At 74.9% G+C, this 19,019-nt stretch carries 17 protein-coding genes; 14 read left to right on the forward strand and 3 right to left on the reverse strand.

Going from position 1 to position 19,019, the window contains the following annotated elements; translation table 11 throughout:
- Positions 1–88: 88 nt before the first annotated feature.
- Positions 89–781 (forward strand): hypothetical protein, encoded by a 693-nt coding sequence (locus ASG36_RS17945; RefSeq protein ID WP_055767103.1) that lies wholly within the window; start codon positions 89–91, stop codon positions 779–781.
- 3 nt (positions 782–784) lie between these two features.
- On the opposite strand, the gene ASG36_RS17950 is transcribed toward ASG36_RS17945, so the two are convergent.
- Positions 785–2,482 carry a thiamine pyrophosphate-binding protein gene (locus ASG36_RS17950; RefSeq protein ID WP_162245208.1) on the reverse strand — a complete coding sequence of 566 codons (1,698 nt, stop codon included), beginning with the start codon at positions 2,480–2,482 and terminating at the stop codon, positions 785–787.
- Positions 2,483–2,586: 104 nt separating this feature from the next.
- Here ASG36_RS17950 and ASG36_RS17955 point away from each other — a divergent pair, with 104 nt between their 5' ends.
- The 10 genes from ASG36_RS17955 (at position 2,587) to ASG36_RS18000 (ending at position 11,723) form a co-directional block, all read left to right on the forward strand.
- Positions 2,587–3,060: an Lrp/AsnC family transcriptional regulator gene (locus ASG36_RS17955; RefSeq protein ID WP_055767106.1), complete on the forward strand. Its 474-nt coding sequence runs from the start codon at positions 2,587–2,589 to the stop codon at positions 3,058–3,060.
- Between the two features lie 9 nt (positions 3,061–3,069).
- Positions 3,070–3,750 (forward strand): IclR family transcriptional regulator, encoded by a 681-nt coding sequence (locus ASG36_RS17960; protein WP_235495218.1) that lies wholly within the window; start codon positions 3,070–3,072, stop codon positions 3,748–3,750.
- Positions 3,747–4,976, forward strand: coding sequence for an MFS transporter (locus tag ASG36_RS17965; protein WP_055767110.1), 1,230 nt, complete (start codon positions 3,747–3,749; stop codon positions 4,974–4,976). Before ASG36_RS17960 ends, ASG36_RS17965 begins: the two co-directional genes overlap by 4 nt.
- 42 nt (positions 4,977–5,018) lie before the next feature.
- A complete protein-coding gene (locus ASG36_RS17970; protein ID WP_157498923.1) occupies positions 5,019–6,419 on the forward strand; it encodes a glutamine synthetase family protein in 1,401 nt (466 codons plus the stop codon).
- A gap of 214 nt (positions 6,420–6,633) precedes the next feature.
- On the forward strand, positions 6,634–7,503 hold the full coding sequence (locus tag ASG36_RS17975) for a hypothetical protein (protein ID WP_235495220.1): 870 nt from the start codon (positions 6,634–6,636) through the stop codon (positions 7,501–7,503).
- A gap of 195 nt (positions 7,504–7,698) precedes the next feature.
- Positions 7,699–8,178: an Hsp20/alpha crystallin family protein gene (locus tag ASG36_RS17980; protein ID WP_055767115.1), complete on the forward strand. Its 480-nt coding sequence runs from the start codon at positions 7,699–7,701 to the stop codon at positions 8,176–8,178.
- A gap of 67 nt (positions 8,179–8,245) precedes the next feature.
- Positions 8,246–8,551 carry a MerR family transcriptional regulator gene (locus tag ASG36_RS17985; protein ID WP_055767118.1) on the forward strand — a complete coding sequence of 102 codons (306 nt, stop codon included), beginning with the start codon at positions 8,246–8,248 and terminating at the stop codon, positions 8,549–8,551.
- Between the two features lie 90 nt (positions 8,552–8,641).
- Entirely contained in the window at positions 8,642–9,940 is a 1,299-nt protein-coding gene (locus ASG36_RS17990) for a sugar ABC transporter substrate-binding protein (RefSeq protein WP_157498925.1), read from the forward strand.
- The gene (locus ASG36_RS17995) at positions 9,937–10,866 is read left to right on the forward strand and encodes a carbohydrate ABC transporter permease (protein ID WP_200944549.1); all 930 of its coding nucleotides are present in this window, start codon (positions 9,937–9,939) and stop codon (positions 10,864–10,866) included. Before ASG36_RS17990 ends, ASG36_RS17995 begins: the two co-directional genes overlap by 4 nt.
- Complete coding sequence (locus ASG36_RS18000) at positions 10,863–11,723, forward strand: carbohydrate ABC transporter permease (protein WP_200944550.1); 861 nt, start codon at positions 10,863–10,865, stop codon at positions 11,721–11,723. The genes ASG36_RS17995 and ASG36_RS18000 overlap by 4 nt, the downstream gene beginning before the upstream one ends.
- On the opposite strand, the gene ASG36_RS18005 is transcribed toward ASG36_RS18000, so the two are convergent.
- Both ASG36_RS18005 and ASG36_RS18010 read right to left on the reverse strand, forming a co-directional pair.
- Complete coding sequence (locus ASG36_RS18005; RefSeq protein WP_055767121.1) at positions 11,716–12,642, reverse strand: M56 family metallopeptidase; 927 nt, start codon at positions 12,640–12,642, stop codon at positions 11,716–11,718. The genes ASG36_RS18000 and ASG36_RS18005 overlap by 8 nt on opposite strands.
- A gap of 8 nt (positions 12,643–12,650) precedes the next feature.
- A complete protein-coding gene (locus ASG36_RS18010; protein WP_055767124.1) occupies positions 12,651–13,007 on the reverse strand; it encodes a BlaI/MecI/CopY family transcriptional regulator in 357 nt (118 codons plus the stop codon).
- A gap of 119 nt (positions 13,008–13,126) precedes the next feature.
- On the opposite strand from ASG36_RS18010, the gene ASG36_RS18015 reads away from it, so the two are divergent.
- The 3 genes from ASG36_RS18015 to cydC are packed head-to-tail and all read left to right on the forward strand — an operon-like array spanning position 13,127 to position 19,016.
- Entirely contained in the window at positions 13,127–14,677 is a 1,551-nt protein-coding gene (locus ASG36_RS18015) for a cytochrome ubiquinol oxidase subunit I (protein WP_235495222.1), read from the forward strand.
- A 14-nt stretch (positions 14,678–14,691) separates the two neighbouring features.
- Positions 14,692–15,699, forward strand: a complete 1,008-nt coding sequence (cydB, locus tag ASG36_RS18020) for a cytochrome d ubiquinol oxidase subunit II (protein ID WP_055767131.1) — start codon at positions 14,692–14,694, stop codon at positions 15,697–15,699.
- A complete protein-coding gene (gene cydC, locus ASG36_RS18025) occupies positions 15,696–19,016 on the forward strand; it encodes a thiol reductant ABC exporter subunit CydC (RefSeq protein WP_082523261.1) in 3,321 nt (1,106 codons plus the stop codon). Before cydB ends, cydC begins: the two co-directional genes overlap by 4 nt.
- Positions 19,017–19,019 lie beyond the last annotated feature (3 nt).

The following is a 19,019-nucleotide window of genomic DNA, read 5'->3' on the forward strand; positions in this document are numbered from 1 at the left end:
ATCGGCGCGGACGTCACACGGTGTTCACGCGTCGTGTCCTGCGCCGGGCCCTCACCAGGGTCTCATCACCCGTCGTTACCGTCCCGGCGTGCCCCCGACCGAGATCCGCACCGGCCACCGCCTGGCCCGGGTGCTGGCGGTGGTGGCCGTCGCGGTCGTCGCGGTCAGCCTCCTCACCCGCTGGCTGGCGTACCGCCGCGAGATCGCCACCCCCGGCATCGCGCCGCCCTGGTGGCTGCAGTACTTCGACGTCAACACCGAGATGAACCTGCCGACCTGGTTCGCCGGCGGCCTGCTGGTGGTCACCGGCGTGGTGACCCTCGTGGTCGCGGCGCTGCACCGACCGACGCACCCGCGGGTGGCCCGCTTCCTCGGCCTGCTCGGTGTCGGCCTGCTGGCGCTGTCGCTGGACGAGCTGACCGGGCTGCACGAGCGGCTCGGCGGGGTGGTCGACTCCGGGCTGCACTTCACCTGGGTGCTGCCCGGGCTGGCCCTGGCCGCGGTCGCGCTGGTGCTGCTGGTGCGCGGGCTGCGGGCGGTGTCCCCGGCCGACCGTCGCCCGTTCCTGCTGGCCGCGGTGCTGTTCTTCACCGGCGCGCTGGTGCTGGAGACCGTCAGCGGGCAGGTGCTGCTGGCCCACGGCGATCGGGCGGGCTACCTCCTGGTCACCGCGGCCGAGGAGCTGCTGGAGATGCTCGGCGTCGTCGTCGCGCTGTACGCGGTGCTCCGGCTGGTGCGCAGCAGCCGGGACGACGCCGGGTGGCGGCTCTCCCCCGCCTGAGCCTCAGCCCTTGGCGGCGGTGGCGAGCCGCGCCAGGGCGTCGATCAGCGGCGGGGTGTCGTCGGCGTCCAGGTGGGCCTGCACGAACACCAGGTGCGTGGTGTCGGCGAAGGCGTCGGCCAGGGCGGCGGACAGCTCGCCGGCCGTGCGCACCGACACCGCCCGGCCGCGGTCCCCGGTGAGCGCCGGGACCAGCGCGCACCAGTCCCAGGCGGCGACGTCGTTGTAGGAGGCCCGCGGGCTCTGCAGCGCGCGCTCGATCGTGTATCCGCGGTTGTCCAGCAGCAGCACGACCGGGGCGAGGCCGGCCGCGGCGATGGTGGACAGCTCCTGCACCGTCATCTGCGCGGCGCCGTCGCCGATCACCAGCACCGGACGACGGGTGCGGTCGGCCAGGCCCTGACCGAGGACGGCGGGCAGCGCGTAGCCGATCGAGCTCCACACCGGCTGGCCGCCGAACACGGTGTCGGCGGGCAGCGGCATGGCGGCGGCACCCCAGTAGGCGGTGCCGGTGTCGGCGAGCAGCGCGGTGTGCTCGGGCAGGGCGGCAGCGAGCAGGTCCCAGGTGGCGGCCTGGGTGAGCGGTGCGTCCGGGGCGTGCACCGGGGTCGCGGCCACGGGTCGGCCGGCGCGGACGAACCGCGGCCCGCGGCGGCCGGCCAGTGCCCGGTCGAGGGCGGCCAGTGCGTCGGGGAGGAGCACGCGGCCGGTCGCCGTGGCCCCGAAGCCGGCCTCGGTGGCGGCCAGGAACGGGGTGTCGGCACCCGGACGGCGGTGCGAGCCGAAGCCGGTGAGCTCCGACGTCAGCAGCGTCCCGACCTGCACCACGACGTCGGCGGCGGCGACCAGCTCGGCGGTGCCGTTGTCCAGCATCGTCCCGGCGTGGTCGCCGGCGAACGAGGGGTGCTCGGGGTCGAGGACGCCGCGCGCGGACAACTGGGTGACCACGGCGACGCCGGCCCGGGCGGCGAGGTCGGCGAGGTCGGCGCCCAGCCCGAAGCGCGCCACCAGCTGGCCGACGACGAGCACCGGGCGCTGGGCGTCGACCAGCAGCTCGGTCACCCGGCTCTCGAAGGCGTGCAGCGCAGCCGGGTCGGACGCCGCGGTGAGCCGGTGCTCCAGCGGGCCGGCGTCGATCCGGGCCAGCGCGAGGTCCTGCGGCACGGACAGGTAGGCGGGCCGGCGGTGCGTGGTGGCGGCCAGGACGACGGTGTCGATCTGCTCGGCGGCCCGCTCCAGCGTCAGCGTCTCGGTGACCACGGTGAGCTCGGCGGCGGCCCGGGAGAAGTGCCCGAACTCGCCGTCGGCCAGCGTGTGGTGCACCAGGGCGCCGGCCTCGACGGCGGCCCGGCGGGGCGAGCCGACGACGTGCAGCAGCGGGGCGTCCTCCGCGGCCGCCCCGGCGAGGGCGTTGATCGCCGACAGCTCCCCCACGCCGTAGGTGGTGACCAGCACGGCGAGCCCGCGCACCCGGGCGTAGGCGTCGGCGGCGTAGCCCGCGCCGAGCTCGTTGGGCGACCCGACCCAGGCCAGCCCCTCGACGGTGGCCAGCCCGTCGAGCAGGTCCAGGTTGAAGTCCCCGGGCACGCCGAACAGGTCGGTGACACCGGCCTGCAGCAGCCGGGCGCCGAGGTACTCCGCGACGCTCACGGTGGTGGTGGTCGTCGGGCGGGACGCGGGGCGCTCGTCGAGTGCGGTCACGAGCGCCAGGGTGGCGGCGCACTGCGAGAGTGCGCAAACATGTGCCGACACGCTGCGCAGAGTGCGCAACGAGGAGCCCGACCGACCTGCTGGAGCTGCGCAGCATGCCCACCCTCGACGCCACCGACGCCCGCATCCTGCTGGCCCTGGACGACGACCCGCAGGCCTCCACGATGGCGTTGTCCACCCGGCTCGGCCTGGCCCGCAACACCGTGCACGCCCGGCTGCGCCGGCTGGAGGCCGAGGGGGCGCTGGGCGCACCGAGCCGACGGGTGGAGGCCGCCGCCCTGGACCGCGGGCTGCTGGCGTTCATGACGCTGTCGCTGAGCCAGCGCGGCGGCGGGGAGGGCGCGGCCGCCGCCCTGGCCGCGATCCCCGAGGTCGTCGAGGTGCTGGCCACCACCGGGGAGGGCGACCTGCTGGCGCGGGTGGTCGCCCGGGACACCGCCGACCTCTACCGGATCACCGAGCAGGTGCTGACCGCGCCGGGCGTCGAGCGGGCCAGCACCGTGATCGCGCTGGTGGAGGTCGTGCCGATGCGGCTCGCGCCGCTGCTGGCGCAGCGGGCCCGCTCGTAGGGTGTGGCCGTGACCGCCCCCGCGCCCCAGTCGCAGACCCTGGACCGGGGCCTGCGCATCCTGGAGCACCTGGCCGAGGCCGGCTCACCCCGGCCGGTCATGGAGATCGCCACCGCCGTCGACCTGCACCGCTCGATCACTTACCGGCTGCTGCGCACGCTGGAGGACCGCGGCTTCGTCGAGCGCGACCCGGCCGGCCGGTTCGGGCTCGGGCTCACCGTGTCGGTGCTGGCCCGCGGGGTGCGGACCAGCCTGCAGTCCGCGGCCACCACGCGGCTGACCCCGCTGGTCGAGCGGCTGGGCTGCACCGGGTTCCTCGTCGTCCGGGCCGGCGCCGACGCGGTCACCCTCACCAGCGTCGAACCGCGCGACGTGCCCAGCCACGTCACCCGCCGCCCGGGCACGCGGCACCCGGTCGGGCTCGGCGCGCCGGGGCTCGCGCTCCTCATGGCCGACCCGCCCGCGGCCGACGACCGGCCCGAGCTCGTCACCGCGCGGGCCACCGGCTGGGCGGTCAGCGAGGGCGAGGTCATCCCCGGGGTGCGGTCGGTGTCCGCCCCCGTGCTGGCCCCCGACGGCACCGCCCGGGCGGCGGCCGCGGTGGTCTACACCGGCAATCGGGACGACGTGGCCGACATCGGCCGGGCCGTCGTCGCCACCGCGTCGGCGATCGCAGCCGACCTGCCGTGACCCGCGAGCCCCGCACCCCGGGGTTCGCGCTGTTCTGGACCGCCTCGACGGTCTCCACGTTCGGCTCCTACGTCACCACCGTCGCCGTCGGCGTGCTGGTCTCGGTGACCCTGGGCGGCTCGTCGCTGGACCAGGGGTGGGTCAACGCCGCCCGGTGGGCGCCGTACCTGCTGGTCGGGCTGCTGGCCGGGGTGGTCGCCGACCGGGTGCGCCGTCGGCCGCTGCTGGTGGGCACCGGGCTGGGCCGCGGCGTGGTCCTCGCGCTGGTCCCGGTGCTGTGGGCGACCGGCGAGTTGACCGTCGCCTCGGTGGCCGCGGTGCTGTTCGGGTTCGGGCTGCTCTCGGTGTTCGGGGACGCCGCCCAGCAGTCGCTGCTCCCCCGGCTGGTGCCCACCGCCGGCCTCGCGCGGGCGAACACCGCGCTGCACCAGTCCGAGGCGGTGGCCCAGGGCGGGGGCCCGTTGCTCGGGGGCGCGCTCGCCGGGGTGATCGGGGCGCCGCTGACGCTGGCGGTGGACGCGGTCGGTCAGGTGGTGGCCGCCGTGCTGGTCTGGCGCACGCCGCTGGCCGACCCCCGCCCACCCCGGGCGCCCCGCCGGGCGGTGCTCGGTGAGCTGCGGGAGGGCCTGGTCTGGTTGTACCGGCACCCAACTCTGCGCCCGCTGGCGCTGGCCACCCACGTCTGGTTCGTCGGCAACGCCGCGGTCGGCACCGTGGCGGTGGCCTACAGCCTGGACGTGCTCGACCTGGGCGCCTTCGGCTTCGGGGTGACGACGGCGGGGGCCGGTGTCGGGGCGCTGCTCGGCACCACCGTGGCCGGCGCGGTCGGCCGCCGCACCGGCGGACCGGGCACCGTCGTCCTGGGGCGGGCACTGGAGACCGCCGGCGTGCTCACGCTGGCCGGGCTGCCCCTGCTGGTCGGCCCCGCGCTGCCCGCCGCCGTCCTCGGGCAGGTGCTGTTCGGGTTCGGGATGGGCCTGGAGGGCCCGTTCGAGATGACCCACCGGCAGACCGTCACCCCCGACCACCTGCAGGGCCGGACCAACGCCACGATGCGCTCGCTGAACCGGGCCGCCGTCGTGCTCGGCGCGCCGCTGGGCGGGGCGCTCGCCGTCGCCACCTCCCCCCGGGTCGCGCTGACCGCCGGGGCGCTGCTGATCGCGGCCACCGCCGTCGGACTGGCGGTCTCCGGGTTCCGGCGGGCGGACGAGGTGCCGGCGGCCTGAGCCGGTGTGGTGGGCCGGCCCGGGCGGCGGCAGACTCCGCGCATGGACCAGCTGGATCAGCACACCCGGGACGAGCGCCGCGCCACCGCCGAGGGCCTGCTCCCCGACCTCGAGGACGCCGGCGTGGTCGGCGTCGCCCTGCCCTGGGTGGACACCTCGGGCATCACCCGGGTGAAGACGGTGCCCCTGGCGAAGCTGCCCTCGGCGGCCGCCTGGGGTGTGGGCATGAGCCCGGTCTTCGACGGCTTCCTGCTCGACGACTCGATCGTGGCCGGCCGGTTTGCCGGCTCCGCCATCGGTGACCTGCGGCTGCACCCCGACCTGTCCCGGCTGACCCTGCTCGCCGGTCAGCCGGGGTGGGCGTGGGCGCCGGTGGACCGCTACACCCAGGCCGGGACGCCGCACGTGCAGTGCTCACGCTCGCTGCTGCGGCGGCTGGTCGCCGAGCTCGCCGACGACGGCCTGACCGTGCGCGGCGCGTTCGAGATCGAGTGGGTCGTCGCCGACCCCGACGGCCTGCCGGAGGACCCCGACGCGTTCGTGCCCGCGCTGTCCGGGCCGGCCTACGGGATGACCCGGCTGGCCGAGGTCAGCGACTACGCCCGCGACCTGCTGGAGGCGCTGGCCGCCGAGGGTGTCCGGGTCGACCAGTTCCACCCCGAGTACGCCGGTGGTCAGCTCGAGGTCTCCGTCGGCCCCGAGGACCCGGTGGGCGCCGCCGACACCGCGCTGCTGGTCCGGAACACGATCACCGCCGTCTCGGCCCAGCACGGGCTGCGGGTCTCCTTCTCCCCCAAGGTCACCGCGGACGGGGTGGGCAACGGCGGGCACGTGCACCTGTCGCTGTGGCGCGACGGCGAGAACCTCATGTCCGGCGGCGACGGCACCTTCGGGCTCACCGCCGAGGGCGAGGCGTTCACCGCCGGGTTGCTCGGCCACCTGCCCGGGCTGCTCGCCGTCGGGGCGCCCTCGGTGGCCTCCTACCTGCGGCTGGTGCCCTCGCACTGGGCCGGCGCGTTCGCCGCCTGGGGGCTGGAGAACCGGGAGGCCGCCGTCCGCTTCGTCACCGGCCCGGACGGCAACCGGCAGTCCTCGGCCAACGTCGAGGTCAAGAGCTTCGACCTGGCCGCCAACCCCTACCTGCTGATGGCGGCCTGCCTGGCCGCCGGGCGCGCGGGCCTGCGGGCCGGCGGCACGCTGCCCGACCCGATCGGGGTCGACCCCGCGTCGCTGTCCGAGGAGGGCCGCCGCGAGGCCGGCATCCACCCGCTCCCGGCCACCCTGGAGGAGGCCGTCCGCGCCTTCGAGGCCGACACCGCCCTGGCCGAGGCCTTCGGCGAGGAGCTGCACGCGACGGTGGTCGACGTCCGCCGCGGGGAGATCGCCCTCTTCGAGAACACCTCCCCCGAGGGCGTCTGCCGAGCCACCCGCTGGAAGCACTGACCCCTTCCCTTCCCTCCCCCCTCCTCCTCCCCCCTCCGCGGTGATCATGGGGTTGTTGCCGGGGACTCGCCGGAGACCAGCGTGTCCCCTGGCAAGAAGGCCATGATCACCGTCGAGGGGGCGGGGTGCAGGTGGGTGTCCACAGGGTGGGGGGCTGTCCACAGACGTGCTCGTGGGAGCCCCATCGGCCGCCTTCCGCGGCACGGTGCCGGGCGTGGAGTTCGAGAGCACCTACACCTGGGCGGGGGCCCGCGCGGCGGGGATGACGCGGCGCCAGATCGGGGCGGACGGCGTCCGGCTGGGGCGTGGGGTCTACCTCTCCCGGGCGTCGGACGACGACCTGCTCACCCGCTGCCGGGCCTGGGCGCCCACCCTCCCGGCGGGCGCCGCGTTCGGGCTGCACACCGCCGCGGCCCTGATGGGGGCGTTCGTCGACCCGCCCGACGTGCTGCAGGCGGTGGTGACGCCCGACCGGCTGGTCCCGCACCGCAGCGGGCTGACCGTCGTGCACCGGCACCTGGAGCCGGCCGACGTGGTCCTGGTCGACGGCGTCCCGGTGACCTCGGGGGCCCAGACCTTCCTCGACCTGGCCCGCACCACCCGGCCCGACGAGCTGGTCGCGGTCGGTGACGCGCTCTTCCGCCTGGGCCACCTCGACGCGGCGTCGGTGGCGGAGCGACTCGTGCGGGCCGAGGGTCTGCGGGGCGTCGTCCGGGCCCGGCACTGTGCGCCGCGGCTGACCCCGCTCGCGCAGTCCCGACCGGAGAGCCTGGTCCGCTGCTGGATGCTGGACAGCCACCTGCCCGACCCCGAGCCCCAGGGCCCCCTCGAGAACCGGTGGGGCGTCGTCGTCACCCACGGGGACCTGGTCTGGACGAGGTACCGCCTGGTCCTGGAGTACGAGGGGGTCGGGCACGCCTCGGTGGAGAAGCTGCACACCGACGTCGACCGGCACTCCCTCGCCGCCGCCGACGGCTGGCTGGTCCAGCGCTTCACCAGCCGCCATCTGGCCCGACCTCACCTCCTCCTCGACCGCACGGAACGGGCCCTGATCAGCCGGGGTTGGCGCCCCACCCCGCGGTGATCACGGGGTTGTTGCCGGCGGACACGCGTTCCACCGGCGGGTCACCGGCAACAACCCCATGATCATCGGAAGAAGGGGGTGGACAGAGGGGGGGTTTGACTCATGGGATGCTCTAGGTAATCTGCAGGTGCCGCTGGAGATAGGGACCAGTGGACGCATGACGATCGACCAGCACTCACGGAGGTGTCTTCCCCGATGCTCACCGCGTACGACCCGTTCGGCTCCACCACCCCGCTGTCCTCCGCCTTCCGCGCGCTGGACCAGCTCACCGGCCGGTCGGGCACCACGACCGCCCGCGCCCTGGCCGGGATGCCGATGGACGCCTACCGGGTGGGCGACCAGTTCGTCGCCCACTTCGACCTGCCCGGCGTCGACCCCGGCTCCATCGACCTGTCCATCGAGGGCACCACGCTGACGATCAGCGCGGAGCGTTCGGTGCCCCAGCTCGAGGGGGCGGAGTGGGCGGTCGCCGAGCGGCCGTTCGGCAGCTACACCCGCCAGCTGGTGCTGGGCCGCAGCCTGGACACCGACCGGCTCGAGGCCGGCTACCACGACGGGGTGCTCACGGTGAGCATCCCGGTGGCCGAGAAGGCCAAGGCCCGCAAGATCACCGTCAGCCGCAGCGACACCCCGGCCACCATCGAGGCCGTGGAGCAGCAGGCAGTGCAGAGCTGACCCGTCATCCCGAGGGGCGGGGCCGGCCGACCGGCCCCGCCCCTCGTCGTCCAGGACCGGAGAGACCGTGACCGACCCCCTGCAGCGCCTGGACGACCCCGACCGCCCGACCTACACCATCGGTCAGGCCGCCGAGCTCCTCGGCGTCCAGGTCGCGTTCCTGCGCAGTCTGGACACCGCCGGGGTCGTGGAGCCGGCGCGGTCCAGCGGGGGGCACCGGCGGTGGTCGCGCACCCAGCTGCAGCTCGCGGTGCGGGTCCGCACGCTGCTCGACGACGGTCATCCACTGGCGTCGGCCGAGGTGATCATCGGCCTGCAGGACGACGTGACCGAGCTGCACGCCCGGCTGGACCGCGCCGCGCCGGGTCGGTAACCCCGGCTTCCTCGGGTCAAGGCCGGAGCTAGGGTGTTCCGGATCCGGCCGGGCTCCCTCCGGCGAGCACCCTCACCCCAGGAGTCCACCGTGGAGTTCTCCCGCCGTGCCTTCCTCGCCGGGACCAGCGCCCTGGCCGCCCCGCTGCTGCTCGCCAAGTGCGGGTTCGTCGGCGGCGGGGGCGGGTCGTCCTCCGACGACGCGGACACCCTGACCTTCACCACCTGGGGCACCGACGCCGAGCTGGCCGGCTTCCGGGCCGCGATCGCCGCGTTCGGCGAGGCCAACCCGGGGCAGACCGTCGAGCTCAACGCGGTGCCCTACGAGCAGATGTTCACCAACATCGACGCCCAGCTGCAGGCCGGGAACCCGCCGGACCTCTTTCGGGTGCCGTACTACACGTTCGGCGCCTACGCGGGCCAGGGCCAGCTCCTCGACCTGGGGCCGTACCTGTCCGCCGACACCCAGGACCGGTTCACCCCGGCCGCCTGGGCCGCGGTGCAGAACGAGGGCAGCCCGTTCGGGCTGCCGCACCACACCGACACCTCGGCGGTCCTCTACAACCGCGACCTGCTCACCTCCGCCGGCATCACCACCGTGCCGGAGACCGCGGAGGAGGCCTGGACCTGGGAGGAGCTCACCGGCGTCGCCCAACAGCTCCGCTCGGCACTGCCCGCCGACCGGTACCCCTTCGCCTACAACTGGCAGGGCAACGGCGTCACCCGCTGGCTCAGCCTGCTCTTCCAGGCCGACGGCGCGTTCCTGGACACCGACCAGCGCACCCCGCTGATCGACTCCGACGCCGGCCGGGCCGCGGTGGAGTTCAGCTCCAGCTTCTTCAGCAACGGCTTCGTGCCGGCCAACAACACGACCACCTCGGCCAGCTACGCAAGCGAGGCCTGGTTCGGCGGCACGGCAGCGATGGTGTGGTCGGGTGCCTTCCAGATCCCGGACGCCGAGACCACCGCCGACTTCGAGTGGGGCGCCACGTTCGCCCCGCGCAACGTGCGCGGTGGGAGCGACTTCGGCGGCAACGCCCTGGTGGCCACCGCGCAGACGGCCAAGCCCGAGCTGGCTGCGGCGTTCCTGGAGTTCGTCACCGAGCGCGACCTGATGGCCGACTTCTGCCGCTCCGCGTCGCTGCTGCCCACCCGCGCCGACCTGCAGGGCGACGCGCTGACCTTCGACGTCCGCCCCGAGCTGGCCCCGGTGTTCGCCGGGCAGGCCGCCACCGTGGAGCCCGAGGACGCCGCCCAGGTGGCCTCGCCGTTCATGTCCGGGATCATCCCGGTGCTGCAGGACCAGCTGGACCAGGCGTTCCTGGGCAGCCAGGACGCCGCGGCCGCGGTCACCGCGATGGCCGCGGGCATCGCGGACGCCACCCGGTGACCGACCTGCTCGAGGCACCGCCTCCCGTCGAGGCGGCCCCACCCCGGGCACCCCGCCGGTTCGGCCGGGAGACCTGGGCGGCTTACGGGTTCCTCTCCCCCACCGTCGTCCTGCTCGGGCTGTTCGTGATCGTCCCGCTCGTCGGGGCGCTGCTGCTGAGCTTCCAGCGCACCAACGGCTTCGGGGACGGCGAGTTCGTCGGCCTGGACAACTACGCCCGGATGGTCACCGACCCGGTCTTCTGGCGGTCGCTGGCCAACACCGTCGTCTTCACCGTCGTGGTCACCGTGGCCTCGATGGTGCTGGGCCTGGCGATGGCGGTGCTGCTGAACTCGGTGCTGCCCGCACGGGGGCTGTTCCGGTCGATCCTGATCATCCCGATGGCGGTCTCCGGGGTGGCCACGGCGCTGATCGGGGTGCTGGTCTTCGACCAGAACACCGGCATCCTGGACAAGCTGCTCGCCGCGTTCGGGCTGCCCACGCTCAACTGGCAGTCCGACGGCATCCCGGCGTTCGTGACGATCGTGCTGGTCACCATCTGGTGGCGCACCGGGTTCAACATGCTCATCTACCTGGCCGGCCTGCAGGGCATCGGCCCCGACCTCTACGAGGCGGCCCGGCTCGACGGCGCCGGCGCGTGGGCGCGGTTCCGCAACGTGACCCTGCCGCTGCTGGGGCCCTCGACGTTCTTCCTCGTCGTCCTCAACGTCATCTACTCGTTCCAGGTGTTCGACATCGTCTTCGTGCTCACCGGCGGAGGGCCGCAGAACGCCACCTCGGTGCTGGTCACCTACGCCTACGACACCGGCTTCGTCACCCGCGACCAGGGCTACGCCGCGGCGATCGGGATGGTGCTGATGCTCTTCGCGCTGGTCTTCGCCCTGCTGCAGTGGCGCAGCAGCCGGACCCGGGACCTGGTCGAGTGACCGCCCTCCCGACCCGGGTGCTGTCCCCGGCGGTCCGGCGCACCCGGCGCGTCTCCCTGGCCGTCCGGCTGACGCTGGCCACCGTCGCCGCGCTGGTGATCCTGGCGCCGCTGTACTGGATGCTCGTGGTGGCGTTCTCCAGCCGCGCCGAGCTGCTGGGCGGGCAGCTGCGGCTGTGGCCGCGGTCGTTCACGCTGGCCAACGTCGAGCGGGTGTTCGGCTCGTTCCCGGTGTTCACCTGGCTGGGCAACTCGGTGGCCATCTCGCTGGTCGTGGCCGTGCTGTCGGTGACGCTGAGCCTGATGGGCGGCTACGCGTTCGCGCACCTGCGCTTCCCCGGCTCCACCGCGCTGTTCTTCACCGCGATCGCCACGCTGGTGCTGCCCATCCAGGTGATCATGGTGTCGCTGTTCCGGATCGTCACCGGCCTGGGCCTCTACGGCACCTACTGGGCGGTCATCCTGCCCACCGCGGCCTCGGCCTTCGGGCTGTTCCTGGCCCGCCAGTCGATGCTCTCGGTGCCGCGCGAACTCATCGAGGCGGCCCGGATCGACGGCGCCGGGCACTGGCGGGTGTTCCGCAGCATCGTGCTGCCGCTGTCCAAGCCGCTGATCGCGGTGCTGTTCTTCATGAGCCTGCTGCAGACCTGGAACGACTTCGCCTGGCCGCTGATCGCGCTGCGGGAGAACCGGCTGTTCACCCTGCCGATCGGGCTGCTGTTCCTGCAGGGGCAGTTCAACTCCGACTACGGCGCCACGATGGCGTTCGCGCTGGTGAACGTCGTCCCGATCGTGGCGGTGTTCCTGGCGTTCCAGCGCTACTTCGTGGCCGGGTTCGTGCGCTCGGGCATCAAGTAGGCAGCAGCGCCGGCAGCACCAGCAGGACCGTGGGGACGGCGAGGAGCGCCAGCGCCGCGGCCAGCGCGACCGGTCGCCCCCAGGCCGGCAGCGGGTCGGCGGGCTCCACCAGCCGGGTGACCCGCGCCGCCAGCGGGCCCCCGTTCACCGCCAGCGCACCCTGCGGTGCCCCACCCGCGGCGGCGGCCACGATCGCCTGGGCCAGGGTGCGGCGCGGCGCGGGCCCGCTGAGCTCGGCCAGTGCCACGTCGTCCGCGCGCATCTCGACCAGGTCGCGGACGGCGTCGTGCGCCCGGTCGGCGGCCGGGAGCACCGGCAGCGCGGCCCGCCAGGCGACGAAGGGCAGCAGGAGCAGGTGGTGCCGCTCGCGCAGGTGGGCCCGCTCGTGCGCGACGACGGCGGCCAGCTGACCGGCGTCCAGTTCCTCGATCATCCCGGAGGACAGCACCAGCATCGGCCGGGCGCCGGGGATGCAGAAGGCCGCGGGCACCGGCGACTCCAGCACCCGGGCGTCCACGTCGGGGGCCGGGCTGACCAGCAGCTCGAGCAGGTCGCGGTGCCGGGCCCGGGTACGGGCGGTGCGCACCAGGCTCAGGGCCAGCACGCCCAGCAGCTCCAGGGCGAGGACGGCGGCGAGGGTCTGGGCCACCCAGTGGTCCCCGCGCACCGGCTCCTCGGCCGGGGTGCCGGTGACCCAGTGCCACCAGGCCTCGGGCAGCGAGTGGCCCCACGGGGACAACCCGTGCACCAGCAGCGCCCCGATGATGGACAGGCCCCCGGCCAGCCCCACGGCCTGCCAGCAGACCAGCGCGGCCAACGGGTCGCGCCGGGTCCAGCCGGCCCGGGCCAGCGCCGCCGGCACCGGCCACGCCAGGAGCGCGGCGAGCACCCCGAGCAGGACGGCGGACAGCGGGAGCACGGGGTCGGTCAGTCGGTGCCGGCGAGCAGGGCCCGGAGCATCTCGGCCTCGCCGGGGCTGGCCGAGCCGATGAAGCGGGCCAGCACGGCCTGCCGGTCACCGGCCTGACCGAGCACCTTGTGCATGAGGTCTGCCGCGTGGTCCTCGCGGGTGGAGCGGGCGGCGAACCGGCGTGGGCGGGCGTCGTCGTGCACCACGAAGCCCTTGGACTCCAGCCGGGTCAGCACCGTGTGCACGGTGGTCAGCGCGATGGAGCGCTCCCCCGAGGCGGCCAGCTCCTCCCGCAGCACGGTGGCGGCCACCGGCCCCTCGGCGGCCCACAACCGCTCCATCACGGCCCGCTCGAGCTCCCCCAGCGATGCCATCGGTCCTCCTGTCACACGGCTCACACAGCGGTTCTCTACGCGCCGTAGAAATACAGTTCTACTCGGCGTAGAAAGAAGTGGACCGATCGTACGACAGGCGAAGGGGCCACCCGGTGGACGTGCTCGAGATCGCACGCTGGCAGTTCGGCATCACGACCGTCTACCACTTCCTGATGGTCCCGCTGACCATCGGCCTGGGGCTCCTGGTCGCCGTCATGCACACCATGTGGGTGCGCACCGGCCGGGCCGAGTGGCTGCGGATGACCCGGTTCTGGGGCCGCATCTACCTGATCAACTTCGTGCTCGGCGTGGCCACCGGACTGGTCCAGGAGTTCCAGTTCGGACTCGCCTGGAGCGCCTACTCCCGCTTCGTCGGCGACGTGTTCGGCTCGGTGCTGGCCCTGGAGGCGCTGCTGGCGTTCTTCCTGGAGTCGACGTTCCTGGGGCTGTGGATCTTCGGCTGGGGCCGGATCCCCAAGAAGCTGCACCTGGCCACGCTGTGGGCCGCCGTCATCGGCTCGATCATCAGCGCGTACTTCATCATCGCGGCCAACTCCTGGATGCAGCACCCGGTGGGCGTCGTGCTGGACACCTCCAGCGGCGAGCCCCGGGCCCGCCAGGTCGACTTCTTCGCGGTGATGACCAACAACACCGCTCTCGCCGCCTTCAGCCACGCGATCGTCGCCTCGCTGATGGTCGCCGGCGGCCTGCTGGTCGGCGTCGGCCTGTGGCACCTGCGCAAGCGGGCGCTGGCCGACCGGCCGCGCGACGAGGTCGACCACCAGGTGTGGCGCCGGTCGGTGCGGGTCGGCGGCTACGTCTCGCTGGCCGCGTTCGCGCTCGTCGCCCTCACCGGTGACTGGCAGGGCAAGCTCATGTACCAGCAGCAGCCGCTGAAGATGAGCTCGGCCGAGGCGCTCTGCGAGACCGAGGCGCCGGCGTCGTTCTCGCTGTTCGCCTTCTCCAAGCTGGGCAGCAACGAGTGCGACGACGTGCACTCGATCACGATCCCGTACATCCTCTCGTTCCTGGCCCACAGCGACTTCTCCTCGCCGGTGCCCGGGGTCAACGAGCTGCAGGAGCAGTACGCCGACACCTACGGCGCGACCTACCCCGACGACCCGAGTTACGGCGACAAGGCCGGCGAGCCGATCGACTACACGCCGGTCCTGGCCGTCACCTACTGGGGCTTCCGGCTGATGATCGGGATGGGCGCGGTGTCCGCCGGTGTCGCTGCCTACGCGCTGTGGGCGACCCGGCGCGGCCGGGTGCCGACGTCCCGGATCGGGGTCTACGGCTCCCTCGCCGCGGTCGGCGCCCCGTTCGTGGGCAACGCCGCGGGCTGGATCTTCACCGAGATGGGCCGCCAGCCCTTCGTCGTCTACCCGAACCCCGACGTCCCGGTGTCCGAGCAGGTCTACTTCTTCACCGCCCAGGCGGTCTCCCCCGGCATCTCCGCGGCCGAGGTCTGGACGTCGCTCATCACCCTCGGCGTGCTCTACGGGGCGCTCGCGGTGATCGAGCTGGGGCTGATCACCAGGTTCGTCCGCAAGGGCGTGACGGACGGCGACACCACCCCCACTCCCGGCGTCGGCACCGGTGCCGCGCCGGACGACGCACCCCGCGCTGACGACGACGCCAGCGACGACGTCCTCCAGTTCGCCCACTGATCGGGAGTCCCGTCATGGACCTGCAGACCCTCTGGTTCGTCGCCGTCGCGGTGCTCTGGACCGGCTTCCTCCTCCTGGAGGGCTTCGACTTCGGCGTCGCGGCCCTGCTCCCGGTGCTCGGCCGCAAGCCCGCCGACCGGAACCTCATGCTGCGCACCATCGGCCCGCTCTGGGACGGCAACGAGGTGTGGCTGGTGACCGCGGTCGGGGCCGTGTTCGCCGCCTTCCCCGGCTGGTACGCCACCTGGCTGCCGGCGATGTACCTGCCGTTCGTCCTGGTGCTGGTCGGGCTGATCGTGCGGGCGGTGGCCTTCGAGTGGCGGCACTCCTCGCACGACCCGCGCTGGGACGCCGCCTGGACCCGGGTGATCGTCGGCGGCTCGCTCGTCGCAGCCGGCGGGATCGGCGCCGCGCTGGGCGCGACCACGCTGGGGCTGCCGATCGGTGAGGGCGGGATCCGGGTGGGCGGGCCGTTCGCCGGCTGGTCGTGGCCGGCGCTGCTGGGCGCGGTCGCGGTGCTGTCGTTCTCCCTCGTGCACGGGGCGCTGTTCCTGTCGCTGAAGACCGACGGCGAGCTGCGGGTGCGGGCCCGTTCCCTCGCACTCCGGCTGGCCCCGGTGGGTGCACTGCCCCTGCTGGCCTGGGCCGGGCTGGTGCAGCTGCGCTCGGGCTCGTTCGTCACCGGCCTGCTGTGGGTGGTCGCGGCGCTGGCCGTCGTCGTCACCTGGGCGCGGCTGAAGGTGGGCCGGGAGGGCCAGGCGTTCGCCGGCTGGGCGGTGCTGCTGCTGGCCTCCTCGGCCACGGTGTTCGCCGGGATGTTCCCGGTGGTGCTGCCCTCGACCATCGACCCGGCCTTCGACGTGCTGGTCTCCGATGCCTCGGTCAGCGACTACACGCTGACGGTGATGACCTGGGTCGCCGGGTTCGGGCTGCCGGTGGTGCTGGGCTACCAGGCCTGGACCTACTGGGTGTTCCGCAAGCGGCTGACGGCCGAGCCCGAGCACGAGACGGCCGCCGCGTGAGCCGGGGCCCGCTCGGCCCGCTGGAGGGCGTGCCGGGGGTGCGCGCGGCGCTGGTCCGGGCCGCGGTGGTGGCGGTGCTGCAGACCGGCGGGCTGGTGCTGCTCGCCGCGGGCCTGGCGCACGCGCTGGGCCGCATCGTCGCCGGGGGCTCCCCGCTGTCCATGCTCGCGCTGGCCGCCGTCGGTGCGCTGGTGCGGGCCGCGGCGGGTGCGCTGGGCGAGGTGCTGGCCGCCCGGGACGCCCGGCGCAGCGAGGACGCGCTCCGCTCCGCGTTGCTGGAGCGGTTGGCTTCCTCCCCGGCGGCGGTCGAGGCCGCCGGGGGGACCGGGCCGGCTGCGGTGCTGGCCACCACCCGGCTGCACGACCTGGGCCCGGCGCTGGCGACGTACCTGCCCGCGCTCGCGCAGACCCTCGTCGTGCCGCCCGTGCTGCTGCTCGTGCTGGCCGGCACCGACCTGCTCTCTGCGGTGCTGGTGGCGGTGACGCTGCCGCTGGTGCCGGTGTTCATGGTGCTGGTCGGGAAGTACACCGCCGACCAGACCTCGGCAGCCGCGCGGGCACTGGACCGGATCGCCGGGCACGTCGCCGAGCTGGTCCGCGGTCTGCCGGTGCTCACCGGTCTCGGCCGGGCCGCCGACCAGGCTGCCGCGCTGGAGGAGCTGGGTGCCCGGCACCGGACGACGACGACGGCGACGCTGCGGCTGGCGTTCCTGTCGGCGCTCGTGCTTGAGCTGATCGCCACCCTGTCCGTCGCGCTGGTCGCGGTGACCGTGGGCATCCGGCTGGTCGAGGGCGACGTCGGGCTGGCCGTCGGGCTCACCGCGCTGCTGCTGGCCCCGGAGGCGTTCGCCCCGCTGCGGGCGCTGGGCCAGGCCTTCCACGCCAACGCCGACGCGGGGCAGGCCGCCGGGGAGGCCCGCGCGGTACTCGCCGCTCCGGCCGCGGCCCCCCGGCCGGCCGTCGAGGCGGACGACCCCCGCGGTGCTGCCGTGACCGTCACCGACCTCGCGGTGACGCACCCCGGCCGCGCAGTGCCCGCCCTGCCGCCGACGTCGCTGACCGTCTCGCCGGGCGAGCTGGTCGCGCTGGCCGGGCCGTCGGGATCGGGCAAGTCGACCCTGCTGGCCGCGCTGGCGGGGTCGCTCGCCCCGTCGGCAGCGGTCGCCGGCTCGCTGGCCGGGGTGCCGGCATCGGTGGCGGTGGTCCCGCAGCACCCACGGACCGTGGGCGAGACGGTGGCCGACGAGCTGCGGCTGCACGCGCTGGTGTCCCGGGACGACCCGCTGGACGCCGTGGTCGCCGAGGCCTTCGTGGTCGAGGCGCTGGCCCGGGTCGGCGGCACCGAGCTGGCCGGCCGCCGCTGCACGACGCTGTCGCCCGGAGAGCTGCAGCGGGTGGCGGTCGCCCGCGCGCTGGTGCGGGTGCGCCGGGGGGCGTCGCTGCTGCTGCTCGACGAGCCGACCGCGCACCTGGACGGGGTGGCCACCGCCCTGGTCGCCGGGGTGCTCGCCGGACTGCGCGGCACGGTGACCACGGTGCTGGTCACCCACGACCCGGTGCTGGCGTCGCTGGCCGACCGGACGGTGCGGCTGGCCGGGACCGGAACCGCCGCCCGTCCCACCACTGCCCCTGCACCGTCCCCGGCGCCCGTCATGGCCGTACAGCAGGCCTCCCCCACGACGGCCGCCCCCGTCACCTCGGCCGGCTCGCTGTCCTGGCCCCGGGCCGCGCTGACCCGGGCTGTCGCGGCCGGCACCCTGACCGCACTGGCCGGGGTCGCCCTGACCGGGTTGTCGGGCTGGTTGATCCTCCGGGCGGCCGAGATGCCGCCGATCCTGACGCTGCTGGTCGCGACCGCCGGGGTGCGCGGCTTCGGGCTGGCCCGGGCGCTGCTGCGCTGGTGGGAGCGGCTGACCGCGCACGACGCCGCGCTCCGGCTGGCCGAGACCACCCGGGTGCGGGTCTGGGCCGCGCTGGCCCGGCAGGGCATCGCCGCCGAACGGACCCCCGGCAGCGCGCTGGGCCGGGTGGTCGGCGACGTCGGTCTGCTGCAGGACCTGTCGGTGCGGGTGCTGACCCCGCCGGCGGTGGCCGGCGCCGCCGTGCTGGTGACCACCGGGGCGCTCGCCCTGGTCGAGCCGACCGCCGCGGCCGGGGTATTGGCGGTCCTGGCCGTCGGGGTCGCTGTGGTGTGGGCGCTGCACCGCCGGGTCGATGCCGGCATCGCGCGGACCGAGGCCGAGCTGCGGGTGACCGCGTTGCGGGAGACCGCGACCCTGCTCGACGGTGCCGCCGATCTGCGGGTGCACGGCGCGCAGGGGGTCGTGGTGGCCGAGGTCGAGGCGCTGGCGGGCCGGCAGGCCGCGGCCGCCCGGGTCGGGGTGCGGGCCGGTGCGCTGTCGGGCGGGGTGGTGTCCCTGGCGAGCGGCCTGGCCGCCGTCGTGGGAGCCGGTCTGGGCTGGGCAGCGGGGATGACCGGCCCCGTGGTGGCGGTGCTCGCCCTGGCGCCACTGGCACTGGCCGAGCCGCTGGCCGGGCTGGTCGGTGCGCTCCAGCGCCGGGGCGCCTGGGCCGACGCCCGCGCCCGCGTCGAGTCGGTGCTGACCGCACCGGTCGCCGCCGACCAGGTGCACCCCGCCCCTGCGCCGACCCCGGTGACGGAGCTGGGCACCTCCGACCTGACCGCCGGTTGGCCCGGTGGACCCGACGTGCTGCGGGAGGTGTCGCTGGTGGCCGACCGGGAGGGCTGGCTGGTGGTGCGGGGTCCGTCGGGTGCCGGCAAGTCGACGCTGCTGGCCACGCTGCTGGCGGCGCTGCGTCCCCGGTCGGGCCGGTACGACCTGGCCGGGGTGGACACCGCGACGCTGACCGGCGACGACATCCGTGCCGCGATGGCGTGGCTGCCCCAGGAGGCGCACGTCTTCGCCTCCTCGATCCGGGCGAACCTGGCGGTGGCCGGCCCGCGCGGCACGGTGACCGAGCCGCAGATGCGGGGCGCCCTGGCCGCAGCCGGTCTCGGCCCGCTGGTCGACGGCCTCCCCGCCGGCCTGGACACCCCCGTCGGTGCCGGTGGGACGGCACTGTCCGGAGGAGAGCGCCGGCGCCTGGCCGCGGCCCGGGTGCTGCTGGCCGACCGGGACGTGGTGCTCCTCGACGAGCCGACGGCACACCTGGACCCGCCGACCGCCGCAGCCCTGGTCCGTGACCTGCGCACCGCGCTGGCCGGCCGGGTGGTCGTCTGCGTGACCCATGACGACTCGATCGCCGCCCCGGGCGACCGCGAGCTGCGGCTGGACCGGCAGCTGGCCCCAGTCTGAGGC

It is taken from the genome of Geodermatophilus sp. Leaf369 (assembly GCF_001424455.1).
Classification (GTDB): domain Bacteria; phylum Actinomycetota; class Actinomycetes; order Mycobacteriales; family Geodermatophilaceae; genus Klenkia.

Bases quoted from the DNA above. Each gene is read 5' to 3' on its own strand.
- ASG36_RS17955 (WP_055767106.1), top strand. From the start codon at position 2,587: ATGCCCACCCTCGACGCCACCGACGCCCGCATCCTGCTGGCCCTGGAC.
- cydB (WP_055767131.1), top strand. From the start codon at position 14,692: ATGGACCTGCAGACCCTCTGGTTCGTCGCCGTCGCGGTGCTCTGGACC.
- ASG36_RS17970 (WP_157498923.1), top strand. From the start codon at position 5,019: ATGGACCAGCTGGATCAGCACACCCGGGACGAGCGCCGCGCCACCGCC.
- ASG36_RS17980 (WP_055767115.1), top strand. From the start codon at position 7,699: ATGCTCACCGCGTACGACCCGTTCGGCTCCACCACCCCGCTGTCCTCC.
- ASG36_RS18010 (WP_055767124.1), bottom strand. From the start codon at position 13,007: ATGGCATCGCTGGGGGAGCTCGAGCGGGCCGTGATGGAGCGGTTGTGG.